The 11,898-nt window shown below is 68.0% G+C and carries 12 protein-coding genes; 2 read left to right on the forward strand and 10 right to left on the reverse strand.

Annotation, left to right across the window (positions count from 1 at the left end; genetic code table 11):
* Positions 1–140: 140 nt before the first annotated feature.
* The 10 genes from TSH64_RS05690 to TSH64_RS05735 form a co-directional block, all read right to left on the reverse strand.
* Positions 141–602: a cytochrome c gene (locus tag TSH64_RS05690; protein ID WP_247872773.1), complete on the reverse strand. Its 462-nt coding sequence runs from the start codon at positions 600–602 to the stop codon at positions 141–143.
* Between the two features lie 19 nt (positions 603–621).
* Positions 622–1,485, reverse strand: a complete 864-nt coding sequence (locus TSH64_RS05695; RefSeq protein WP_109095926.1) for a hypothetical protein — start codon at positions 1,483–1,485, stop codon at positions 622–624.
* 59 nt (positions 1,486–1,544) lie between these two features.
* Entirely contained in the window at positions 1,545–1,937 is a 393-nt protein-coding gene (locus TSH64_RS05700) for a hypothetical protein (RefSeq protein ID WP_109095927.1), read from the reverse strand.
* Positions 1,938–1,979: 42 nt separating this feature from the next.
* Positions 1,980–5,105 (reverse strand): efflux RND transporter permease subunit, encoded by a 3,126-nt coding sequence (locus TSH64_RS05705; RefSeq protein WP_109095928.1) that lies wholly within the window; start codon positions 5,103–5,105, stop codon positions 1,980–1,982.
* A 7-nt stretch (positions 5,106–5,112) separates the two neighbouring features.
* Positions 5,113–6,837: an HlyD family efflux transporter periplasmic adaptor subunit gene (locus tag TSH64_RS05710; protein ID WP_109095929.1), complete on the reverse strand. Its 1,725-nt coding sequence runs from the start codon at positions 6,835–6,837 to the stop codon at positions 5,113–5,115.
* A complete protein-coding gene (locus TSH64_RS36575) occupies positions 6,834–8,024 on the reverse strand; it encodes a TolC family protein (RefSeq protein WP_199237483.1) in 1,191 nt (396 codons plus the stop codon). The genes TSH64_RS05710 and TSH64_RS36575 overlap by 4 nt, the downstream gene beginning before the upstream one ends.
* A gap of 16 nt (positions 8,025–8,040) precedes the next feature.
* The gene (locus tag TSH64_RS05720; protein WP_109095931.1) at positions 8,041–8,718 is read right to left on the reverse strand and encodes an isoprenylcysteine carboxylmethyltransferase family protein; all 678 of its coding nucleotides are present in this window, start codon (positions 8,716–8,718) and stop codon (positions 8,041–8,043) included.
* Positions 8,715–9,002: a DUF2933 domain-containing protein gene (locus tag TSH64_RS05725; RefSeq protein WP_109095932.1), complete on the reverse strand. Its 288-nt coding sequence runs from the start codon at positions 9,000–9,002 to the stop codon at positions 8,715–8,717. Before TSH64_RS05725 ends, TSH64_RS05720 begins: the two co-directional genes overlap by 4 nt.
* A 10-nt stretch (positions 9,003–9,012) precedes the next feature.
* Positions 9,013–9,774 carry a Spy/CpxP family protein refolding chaperone gene (locus TSH64_RS05730; RefSeq protein WP_109095933.1) on the reverse strand — a complete coding sequence of 254 codons (762 nt, stop codon included), beginning with the start codon at positions 9,772–9,774 and terminating at the stop codon, positions 9,013–9,015.
* A 154-nt stretch (positions 9,775–9,928) separates the two neighbouring features.
* Positions 9,929–10,279 (reverse strand): hypothetical protein, encoded by a 351-nt coding sequence (locus tag TSH64_RS05735; RefSeq protein ID WP_146207990.1) that lies wholly within the window; start codon positions 10,277–10,279, stop codon positions 9,929–9,931.
* A gap of 408 nt (positions 10,280–10,687) precedes the next feature.
* Here TSH64_RS05735 and TSH64_RS05740 point away from each other — a divergent pair, with 408 nt between their 5' ends.
* The gene (locus TSH64_RS05740; protein ID WP_146207991.1) at positions 10,688–11,116 is read left to right on the forward strand and encodes a hypothetical protein; all 429 of its coding nucleotides are present in this window, start codon (positions 10,688–10,690) and stop codon (positions 11,114–11,116) included.
* A 102-nt stretch (positions 11,117–11,218) separates the two neighbouring features.
* Positions 11,219–11,890 (forward strand): hypothetical protein, encoded by a 672-nt coding sequence (locus TSH64_RS05745; protein WP_146207992.1) that lies wholly within the window; start codon positions 11,219–11,221, stop codon positions 11,888–11,890.
* The last annotated feature ends 8 nt before the right edge of the window (positions 11,891–11,898 follow it).

Below are 11,898 nucleotides of genomic sequence, written 5' to 3' on the forward strand. Positions count from 1 at the left end.
TTCGCAGGCCCGGCGTCGGTACCCCCGGTGTTGCGCGGCGCCACATGGGTTTGGGGTGTGGCGGCGACCTTGGAACCCATGCTCCAACTTCCAGTGACTGGAAGGTCAATCCCGATGTGCAGGCTGAGGTCTTCTTCTCCTCAGTTCTTCGACCGCTCGCTCATCGCGGTGTGGCGGCGACGGATCTCCTCCGGCCAGGAGCTTTTGATGAAGGCGATAACGGCCCAGATGTCGGCGTCGCTCAAGCTGCTGCCGAACGCCGGCATGTCGCTGCTGTAGTCCGGCGGAGCGAACGCGGCGATGCCCTGCTTGGTGATCTTGAAGAGGTCCGGGTCCGGGTGGTGCCAGGTATGGCCGGAGGCGTCATGAGGGGGCGCCGGCAGACGGCCGTCGGGCTTGCGGCTCTGCCAGTTCGGCTGACCCTCGAGCCGAACCCCGTGGCACGACGCGCACTGCTCGGCATACACCACCCGCCCTCGGGCGACCTGCGCGGCATCGGTCGGATCGGCGCCCGCCTTCGCACCGACGAGCATGACCGCGCCAGCCACCGCGACCACAGCGCCCAAGGTCAAGCCAATGCCGACTTTCAACGCCTTTTTCACGACCACCTCCTCCGGTGCGTCATGACTGGAACGGCTTCCAGGTCTTCCCGCCATCCTGGCTGGCCAGGATGGCCGACCTGTCGGTCACCGCATACAGGCGCTGCGGGTTGGTTGGATCCATCGCGAGATGCAGCAGGACCGCGTCGCCGAAGCCGTTGCTGACCGGCTGCCACGCCGGGCTGGGTTCGGTGGTCTTGAGCAGGCCGCTGCCGACCTGGAAGGCGTAGGCGGTGCCGTCCCTGGTCGTCGTGACCATGGTCGCAGGGCGCGCCACCATATAGGCCGCCTGCCAGGTTTTTCCGGCGTCGCGGCTGACCATCAGGCCGCTGCGCGTGGCGGCGTAGACGGTATTCGCGTCCTTGGCCGACGCTGCCAGGTCGAACATGTCGGCGGGCGGCTTGCCGGTGACCTCCCAGCTCTTCCCAGCATCCCGGCTAACCTGGACGCTGCCGTAGTGGCCGTAGAGCACGTTGGGATCGACCGGACTGGCGTCCATCGAGTGGAAGTCCACCGGACCGTTGACGCCCTTCGAGACCGCTTTCCAGGTCTTAGCGCCGTCCGTCGAAACGAGGACGCCTAGGTTCCCGCCCGTCTCGGGATGACCGCTGGCGAAGAAGGCGCCGGGCTGTGCCGGATTGGGCGTGAATCCCATGTAGTCGTGCCGATTGTCGGAAACCCGGGTCGCCGTGCCGTCGGGGTTGGTCAGCCACACCCCGTGATGTGAGGCGAGATACAGGCGGGACGGGTCGCCGGGGTCCACGGCGATGCCGTGCAGGTGAGAAACCTCGGAGAGCTTGACGATTTCGGCGGCGCGGGCCGGACCGGCGAGCGTCATGGCGATCAGCGAGACCGCCGCCGTGGCAAGTTTCTTTTTGGCGCTCATCGCGCATCTCCTTGTTCGGGGTGGCATGAGGAGGTGATCCTCATGCCACCCATACGGTCTCAGTGGCCGGCGTGGCCCACTTCAAAGCGGGCCTGAACCGGCTTCTGGCCGGGCATGGTCAGGGCGGTGACCACCTTCACGCTGTCGTGGGACTCGCCCAGGTTGGCCTTTCCCTTGAGCGCATTGGCGCCTGCCGGCTCCAGCGCGACCTTCTGGGTCTGCTTGTTGGCCAGGATGGTGGCCTCGGCCTTGGCGCCGGTCACGTCGACCGGCTTGTCCGCGCCGTCGGTCACGTACAGGACGACGTCGTTGCCCTGGAGCACCAGCTCGGCATGGTACGGGCCGGCGTCGGTGCGGGGACCGCCATGGGTTCCGGTCTTGGCGCCGTCAGCGAAGGCCGCGACCGGGGCGGCGAACAGCGCAGCGGCAACGAGGAGGGTCGAGAACTTCACGATAGGCTTTCCTTCTGAGTTGGACACGGGTGAACGGGTGGATCAGTAGGCCTCGGCTGGACGCAGCGAGCCGGCTTGGGCATCGACCAGATGCCTGAGCGGCTTTTCGCCGAGCCTGAGGAAGAGGACAGGGGTCAGGACCGTGTCGAGCAGGGTGGCGCTGACCAGGCCGCCGAAGATGGTGACGGCGACCGGGTGGAGGATTTCCTTGCCCGGAGCGTCGGCGCCGATCATCAGCGGCACCAGGGCAACGCCGGCCGACAGGGCGGTCATCAGCACCGGGGTCAGCCGCTCCTGGCTGCCGCGGATCACCATGGCCTTGCCGAAGCTCTCGCCCTCGTGCAGGACGAGGTTGATGTAATGGCTGACCTTCAGGATGCCGTTGCGTGTGCTGATGCCGGTCAGGGTGATGAAGCCGATCATCGAGGCGACCGACAGCGGCTGTCCGGCGATCCACAGGGCGGCAACGCTGCCGATCAGGGCCAGCGGCACGTTGCCCATGATGATCAGTGTCAGCACCGCGGAACGGTAGCGGCTGTAGAGCACCAGGAAGATCATCGCCAGCGACACCATCGACAGCGCGGCGATGGTCTTGGACGCTTCCTCCTGCGCCTGGAAGGTGCCCTCCAGGCTGGTGAAGTAGCCCGGCGGCAGCGACGAGCGGCCGACCACGTCACGGATGCCCGCGACGATCGCCGCCATGTCCGTCTTGCCGTCGCTGTTGCCGAGGATGACGATGCGGCGCTTGCCGTTCTCCCGCAGGATCTGGTTCGGGCCGTCGGTTTCCTCGACACTGGCGAACAGGCTGAGCGGTACCCGCCCAGCCGGGGTTTCGACCAGCAGGTTGGCCAAGCCGCTGGTGGTGCGGTCCTCGTCGGACAGCCGCAGCACGACGTCGAAGCGCCGGGTGCCGTCGACGATCTCCGACACCACCCGCCCGTTGGACAGGCTCTCCAGCGCGTCCGTCGCCATCGCCGGGGTGACGCCGTAGAGGGAAGCCCGCTCATAGTCGATCACGACCTGCACCTGCGGGATGCGGACCTGCTTCTCGATCTGCAGGTCGACCAGCCCGGGGATCGCCGTCAGCTTCTGCTGCAGCTGCCCGGCGAGGCTGCGCAGGGTGTCCAGGTCCTCGCCATAGACCTTCAGGGCGATCTGGGCGCGGACGCCGGACAGCATATGGTCGAGCCGGTGCGAGATCGGCTGGCCGATGTTCACCGACACCGGCAGCGCCGCCAGCCTTGCCCGCACGTCGGCCAGCACCGCGGAACGGCTGCGCGCGGACGGCACCAGATCGACGTCGATCTCGCTGGAATGCACGCCTTCCGCGTGCTCGTCGAGTTCGGCACGGCCGGTGCGGCGGCCGACCGACGCCACCTCCGGCACCTGCATGATCAGCCTCTCGGCCGCGAGACCGACGCGGTTGGACTCGGCGAGCGAGATGCCGGGGTTGAGCACCATGGAGATGGTCAGCGTGCCCTCGTTGAAGGCGGGCAGGAAGGCGCGCGGCAGGCTCGGCACCGTGGCCGCGGCGATCACCACGGCGGCTCCCACCAAGGTGAAGAGGGTACCGGGATTACCGAAGGCCCAGTTCAGCAGGCGGGCATTGCCGGCTTTCAGCCGCCGCACCAGCCAGCTGTCATGCTCGTCGAGCCGCTTCAGCTTGGGCAGCAGGTAGTAGGACAGCACCGGGGTGACGGTGATGGCGGTGACCAGGCTGGCGAGGATGGAGACGATGTAGGCCACGCCCAGCGGCGCGAACAGCCGCCCCTCGATGCCGGACAGGGCGAACAGCGGCACGAACACCAGGATGATGATGATCGTGGCGTAGACGATGCCGGAGCGCACCTCCTGCGAGGCCGCCGCCACCACCTCCAGGATTGGACGCGGGTTGCCGGCCCGCCGGTTCTCGCCGAGGCGGCGGTAGATGTTCTCCACATCGACGACGGCATCGTCGACCAGTTCGCCGATGGCGATGGCGAGGCCGCCCAGCGTCATGGTGTTGATCGACATGCCGAACGCCTTGAACACCAGCACGGTGATCAGGATCGAGATCGGAATGGCGGTCAGCGAGATCAGCGTCGTGCGGACGTTGAGCAGGAACAGGAACAGGATGACGGCGACCACCACCACCGCCTCCTGCAGCACCGTCATGACGTTGTGGATCGAGGTGTCGATGAAGTTGGCCTGCTTGAACAGGATCTCGTTCGCCTTCACCCCCTTCGGCAGGAACTGCGTCAGATCGGTCAGGGCCTTCTCGACGTCGGCCGTCAGCGCCGTCGTGTCGCTGCCCGGCTGTTTCTGCACGGACAGGATGACGGCCGGCTTGCCGTCGACGCCGGCGTCACCGCGCTTCACACGGGCGGCGAAATCCACATCGGCCACTTGGCGCAGATGGATGGGCTGCCCGGCCTTGTAGGCGACCACCAGGGTGCGCAGATCCTCCAGCCGGGTCGTCCGGCCGATGTTGCGGATCAGGTACTCCTCGCTGTGTTGGTCGATGAAGCCGCCGCCGGTGTTCGCCGAGAACTGCTGGAGCGCTTTCACCAGCTCGTCGGTGGTGATCTCCAGGTCGTGCAGGCGTGCCGGGTCGGGAGCGATGCGGTACTGACGGATCTCCCCGCCGATCGGGATGACTTGGCTGACGCCGGGGATGGCGAGCAGGCGGGGGCGGACCACCCAATCGGCGAGCTCGCGGACCTCCATCGCCCCGACGCCGGTTCCCGGCTCGGCAGACATGGCGAGCAGCATGATCTCGCCCATGATGGAGGAGATCGGCCCCATCTGCGGCCGGACGTTCGGCGGCAGTTGGCCCTGGACGATGGCCAGACGCTCGGCGACCTGCTGGCGGTTGCGGTAGATGTCGGTGCCCCAGTCGAACTCGACGAAAACGATGGACAGGCCGACACCGGAGACCGAGCGCACGCGGGTGATGCCCGGCATGCCGTTCATCGACGTCTCGAGCGGGAAGGTGACCAGCTGCTCGACCTCCTCGGGCGCCAAGCCCTCGGCCTCGGTCATCAGCGTGACCGTGGGCTTGTTGAGGTCGGGGAAGACGTCGACCGGCAGTCCCTTGAGGACGAAGGAGCCGTAGACGACCAGCAGCACGGCGGCGGCGAGCACGAACAGGCGGTTGCGCAGGCTGGTGTTGACGAGGATGTTGAACATGGCCGCCTCACCGGACCTGGTTCAGCAGGCCGGCGCCATCGGTGACGATGCGCGCCTCGGGCTCAATGCCGGCCAGGACCAGCACCGTGCCGCCATCAAGCGGCTGCGTGCGCACCGGCCGGGCAACGAAGCGCTGCGGCGACTCGTGCTGCCAGACGACCGGCTGCCCGCCGGCGCTGCGCACCACGCTGTGACGGGGCAGCACGATGCCCGATGCGGTGCCCTGCACCTGGGCGACGAGCCGGACCGGCTGGCCGACGCCGAGCCCCGCCGGCGGATTGCCGATCCGGAAGAGCAGCGGGATCGCCTGCTGGCGCAGCGCCAGACTGGAGCCAAGCAGTTCCAGGGACAGGCTGGTGCCGTCGGCGGTCGTCGCCGTGGCCGCCTTGATGGCGTTCGCCACCCGGGGATCGAAGGCAACCGCTTCGACCATCAGCCGCGACGGGTCGACGATCTCGAACAGGACCTGATCGCGGGCCTCGATGACCTGACCGGCCTTGACGTTGTTGGCGGTGACGACCCCGGCGATGGGAGCCCGCAAGGCTTCCTTGGTGGTCAGGGTCGGCGACAGGGCGGCGCGGCGCTTGCGCAGGCCGTTCAGGTTGGCTTCCGCCTCCTCGATGTCCCGTTGCGGCACGCTGCCTTCCAGCTTCCGCAGGCGTTGCACCCGCGACTCGGCGATGACGAGCTCCTGCTCGACCGTGGCGATCTGCTGCTGGATGCCGCTGCGGTCCACCACGTTCACGGCGGGGATGATGGTGGCCAGGATTTGCCCGGCCTCGACACGCTGGCCGACATAGGGCAACCCCTTCTCGCCCGGCTCGATGCGGCCGGTCTGGGTCGCCTGGACGTGACCACCGCCGTTCGGATCGGCGATGATCTGGCCGATCAGCTGTACCGTCTGCGCCGCCTGCCGCGTCTTCGCGACCGTGGTGCGCACCGACAGCAGGCGCTGTGACGTCTTGGGCACGTACAGGCTGCCGTCCGGCAGCCTGCGCGGGCTCTCCGCCGCGCCGGTCACCGCCATCGGCGCCGCCGCTGCTCCTGGAGTCTTGTCCTTCCCCTCATCGCCATGGCTGTGATCCTCGCCGCCATGGGCGAAAGCGGCGCCGCTGGCCAGCAGCAGGCCGAAGCCGATCAGGGCCGCTCCGGCGACCGTGCGCGCCCGGCCCCGCTGGGTCAGCGCCACCGTGGTCAGCACACCGAGCAGGAAGACCATGACGGCTCCCAACATCAGGCCCGGGTCATGCCGCACTTGGCCGAGGATGGCGGACACGCCGCCCCCGCCACTGGACTCGGCAGGCTGGGCGGTTGCCGGGATGTCCAGCGCGCCGATCAGCAGGTCGGCGGCATCGGCCGCCGTCACCGACACGGTCAACTCGTGCGGACCCGGCTTCGACAGCCAGGCGGCGTCGAGGCGGTAGATGCCCTCCTCCCCGGAAACGGGGGAGGCAGTCACGGCTTCCCCGTCGGCGGTGACCTCGACGGTCGCACCGGTCACCGGCTCGTTGGTGGCGAAGCGGTCCAGGTAGACGAGCAGCGTCTTGCCCTGGGCAACCGCCACCAGTTCGAAGTCCGACGAGGACGTCTCCATGGTCGGGATTGCGGTGGCGACGACCGGCTTGGGAGCGTCGCCGTGCTCGTGCCCCTCATGGGCCAGGGTCGGAAGGGCGACCGGCGCGGCAAGGCTCGCGGCGATCGAGGCCGCGGCGAGAAGGCGTCGGTGGATCATGGAAGAACTCCGAGGGACTGATTCAAACGGGCGCGCGCGGCGCCGACCTGGATTTCGGCAGTCACACGGGCAAGGTCGGCTTCGAAAGCCGACTCCTGAGCCCGTACGAACTCGACAAGGCTGATCTCGCCACCTTTTCTCGCCCGCTCGACGATGGACAGGCGCCCCCTGAGTGCGGCGGCGCGGTCGCGGGCGATGGAGAGGCGTTCGGTGGCGGCCTGATGGGCCAGGCGGGCCTGCCGGATTTCGGTCTCGATGGTGCGCTCCGCGTTCGCCTGCTCGGCTTCGGTGCGGACCACCTCGGTGGCTGCCTCAGCCCGCTTGGGGGCATTGACCGCGTCGACCGAGAACGGGATGCGCACCGACAGGCCGACGATGGTGTCGAAGCGCTCCCCACGAACATCCCGCTCCTTGCGGGCCAGAACGCCGAGCTCCGGGCTATCGCGGGTGGTGAGGTCGACCAGCTGCCTCTGCGCCTGGGCCGACCGGACGCCCAGGCGAGCCGCCTGGAGCACCGGGTGCTGGTCGAGCGGTTGCTCGCCGATCAGCGGCTCGGGCGTGGCCTTCGGGACCGTGGCACCGGTCAGCGTGCGGAACGCCTGCCGGGCCTCCTCCAGGGTCAACTCCTCGTCCCGGACCTCCGCAGCCACGGCGAGGGCCTCCCCACGTGCCAGCTGGTGGTCGGCCTCGGAGGTTTCCCCGGCTTTGGAACTGCGCCTGGTGTCGGCTTCGAGGCGGCGCGCCACCGCGAGGCGCTGACGGGCGAGTTCGACACGCCGCTCAAGGAGCGCGATCTGCCACAATGCCGTCCGGACCTCTCCGGCGACAGCCAACTGGCGCGCCGCGATCTCCGCGTCGGTGCGCGCCAGCAGCGCGTCGGCGGCGCGGACGGTCGCCGTGCCCTGGCCGGGCAGCCAGAGCGGAACGCCAACTTCGGCCTCATACTCGCGCCGCCCGACATTGCGGCCCACCACATCGGTGATGTGCCGCAGGGTGACGGCCGGAGCGGACGGAACCAGCAACTCTCCGGCGCCGCGTTGGGCCACCGCTTGGCCCCGCTTGGCCTCCAGAGACCGGATCTCAGGATTGAGCCGCCACGCCCCCTCCACAGCATCGCGCAGGGTCTGTGCCCCGGCTGGAAGTGCCAGCAGGCAGACGGCAACCGCGGCGGCCGCTGCCTGCTTCATGCGCTTGGACCCGAACTCACGCACCGGACGCCCCTCCCACTCTGGGGCGGTTCGGCCCATGTCCGGCAAGGTGCGGGACCCATCCCGGCGTGACGGCGGCATACCGCTCGTAGTCGGCGCCGAACACCCGGAGGGCTTCACGCTCTTCGGAGTGCGCCAGTCGGACATACATCCAGACGAGCAACGGGAACATCACCAGGGTCAGGATGGTCGGCCACTGGAGCAGGAAGCCGAACATGATTGTGATGAAGGCAACGTACTGCGGGTGCCGGATGTAGGCGTAGGCCCCTGTGGTGGCGAGCCGCTGCTCGCGTTGGGCGGCGTGAAGCACCTTCCAGGCCGCCGAGAGCAGGACGAAGCCGCCCAGGATCAGCAGGTTGCTGAGGATGTGCAGCACGCTGAAGTGCGGGTTCCCCGACAGACCGAGGACGGTCGACCACAGATGCCCGGCATCGTGCGACATCAGGTCGAGGCCGGGGTAGCGGGTCTGAAGCCAGCCGGAGAACAGGTAGATGGTCAGCGGAACACCGTACATCTCGGTGAACAAAGCCACGATGAAGGCGCTGAACGCCCCGAAGGAGCGCCAGTCCCGCGGCGACTGCGGCTTGCCGAAGCTGTAAGCGAAGATGATGAAGATTGCAGAGTTGAGGATGACCAGCATCCACAGTCCGTAGGCTGAGGCCTCGTGCGTCATGGCGAGCCTCCCTTGTTCGGGCGATCGGCGCTGTCGCTCCCGCCACCGTGGCCACCATGCCCGTGCCCGCCGTGCATGAAGACGTGCATCAGCGGGCAGAGGAGCAGCAGGACGAAGGGAAGCGCGTCGAGCACGTGGGTGACGTGATAGAGCGACAGGTACACCGCCGCGACAGCGGCGACGCCCAGTCCGGCCAGGCCGGTCCAGGTCCGGTACCAGGGCAGACGCGCCTGCGGTTCCGGCGTGTGGGAGTCGGGGGTGTGATGGGTGTGGTCGTGCGTCATGGCCGCCTCCTCACATCATGCCCATCGGGCTGGCGAACAGCTGGTCGGCAACCTTCTTCTGGTCGTCGGTCAGCACGGCGTAGAGCGGCTTGGCGGCGGCCTCGAGCGCCTTCATGGCGTCGAGCCGGGCGGCAAGGACCTTCTGCTGGACGGCCAACCGATCCGGCCACGCGGATGGCATGCCGCCCTTGGTCATCTGCTCGTGCATGGCTTGGTGGGCCTTGGCGTTCGATCGCAGAGTGTCGGCGAAGGCATTCCACTGCGGCGCCTGGGCGTCGGTGATCTTGAGCTCCGCCTTCAGGAAGGCGATGCGGCCCTCGACGTGCTCGAACGGCAGGCCCATAGCGCCCATACCGCCCTGCTGGCTCATCATCATCTGGCGCATCATGGGCATCATCTGCTCCATCATGCCCGGCCCCATCATGCTGGATTGGCCACTCTGCTGGCCCATCATGCCGCCCATCATCATGCCGGGCCGATTCGCGCTGGGCGGACCTCCCTGGGCTTGGGTCCCAGGCTGCACCATGATGCCGCTGCCGATGCCCTCGCCGATCATCGGGGCGTTTCCGGGCACGCTGGACCGAGCACCCTGGGACGGCTGAGTGGGCGTCGGAGCCACAGCGGGCTGGTCCTGGGTGGTGGTGGCACCACTCGGGTGGTGGGCCTGGTGGTCCTGACCTTGATCCGGAGTGGTGGCGGTCTGGGCCTGCGCAGCCGACATCATGGCGACGAGCGCAAAGGCCGGGAGCAGTGTGCGGGTGAAAGACGACATGGCGTCCTCCGTCTGATCATCTGGTTCGAGCCATCCCGGTCGGACTCCAGGCGGGAGCGCCGGGGACACAAAGGCCGAGCGCACGAAATCCGGCGACGTCCTTCGCTGAGCCGAAGCTCAAGCTGGGCGCGGACAGACTCGTGGCGTCAGAGGATCAGAGAGGGGGACGGAGCGCGGGGTCGCTGTCGATGCCTTCGGGCGTCGCCAGGGCAAGCAGAGGGTCTGCCCGGTCGATGGCCGGAATGAAGGCTACGACGGCACCGACGGGGAGGCCGCCGTGCATGGTCGCGCACTGGGCGACGCTACAGCAGGCATCGTCACCGAGCACGCCAAGATCCTTGCAGGGATCCTGCTCATGCTTGTGGTCGGCCACCCCAGCAACACCATCGTCGTGCGTGTCGACCAAGGCATGCTCATGGGGCGCCGGGGAATGCTGGTGAGGCAGCAGGCTGGCGTGGCTCGGCACGGCATAGACGAGCAGCGTGGCCAGCATCAGCAGGCTCACCACCACCCTCCTCACCGTCGACCACGTCCCACGCCACATGGCGATTGCCTTCCTTGCCTGAGGTCGGGCGGCACCTGTGTGCCCACTGGCCTCTCCTTGAAACGTAGGACCATTCCCTGGCCCCTGCAACTGCACGATCGTCTCGACGACCGACCTTGCCAGGGGTCTTCGGAAGGGTGTGGCGGAATGTCACTCCCCACCATCGTTCCAAGGCCCGGTGAACCGAGCATCGACCCTCCAGCAATGGGAAGGTCAACAGGAAAAACGCTCGTGCGGTATCGTCAGCGTCATTCGGCCCGTGGAGAATGAGGATTTCCGGAGATGCACTTGGAATCAACGGCTTGCTTCCCGGAGTCCGGGAGACTCATGGACTCTGAAGGGCAACGCTGGCCGACCGAAGGATGTCGGTTGACGGACATCAATGGGCGCACTCATATTGGGGTCTATGGTTGTGTTGACCTGGGCAGACCCGGGTCGTTCGAAGCGACGGCTGGCATGAAGCGGTTGGGCCACATCTGCGCCATTCTGGCGTTCGCCTTCGCGCTCCTGATGGGCGCGGCGGGCGGAGCCATGGCGCATGTGGACACGCCGGTCGGCTCGATGGACCATCACGGCTCTCATCACGCTCCGTCGCCTTCGACACCATCCCAGACCGACCACCACAAGGCTGCCATTGCCGTCGCGGCGACCTGCTGCCCGGCTGCGGAGGCTCCGGCGCGGCACACCATCACTCTCTCGTTGATGGTGGCCGAGGCGTCCTGGCATCCGCGGGCCGACTACATCCCGAGCGCCCGGGACATCGCCCCGGACACACCCCCTCCGAAGACCAGCCTCTGACCGGCCGAGTGCTCTGACGCGCGCGTCGGACGCCCGGCCATGCGCCGCCTGACCGGCGGCGTTCGCGAGCGACTCCGACCACGCGATCAGAGGACTCTCATCATGTCTGAGAGGCATTTCACGACCCGTCGCGGCTTCATCACCGCGTTGGGCTTCGGCGCCGTCTCCCTGTACGGCGCATGGGCAGCCTATGGCGCCGCCCCGCTCCCCTTCGGTGGCCACAAGGAGACCACAGACGCGCACGCCGGTGACGCGCATGGCGGTGACCACGGCGGTCACGGTGGACATGAGGTTGCCGAGGCGCCCGCCGAAAGCGGCGGCCATGGTGGACACGGCGCCTCCGCGGGCATGGCGCCCGAGGAGTTCCGCTTCGAGCACGATTACTTCATCCAGCGCTACGCCCAGCCGGACGGCAGCGTGAACCCGCACGTCAGCGAGGACACGCACAGCCACGCGGCCGAGGGGCACGACCACAGCCACGAGGTCGGTGGCGAGCCGGTGGACGTCTACCTGATGGCGCAGAAGTTCGCCTACAGCCCGGACGTCCTCCGGCTCAGGGTCGGCCAGGCCTACCGGTTCCGCATGATGGCGGACGACATCACGCATGGCGCCTCGATCCAGCTGGGGTCCGCCAGCCGCATCATCCGCCTGCGGCCGAACGTCGTGACCGAGCAGACGATCACCTTCACCAAGCCGGGCGAGTACCTCGTGTACTGCACCGTCTACTGCGGCCAGGCGCATGACGCCATGCAGGGCCGCATCGTCGTCGGCTGACCCGGGGA

This window comes from Azospirillum sp. TSH64 (assembly GCF_003116035.1).
In the GTDB taxonomy this organism is placed as follows: Bacteria; Pseudomonadota; Alphaproteobacteria; order Azospirillales; family Azospirillaceae; genus Azospirillum.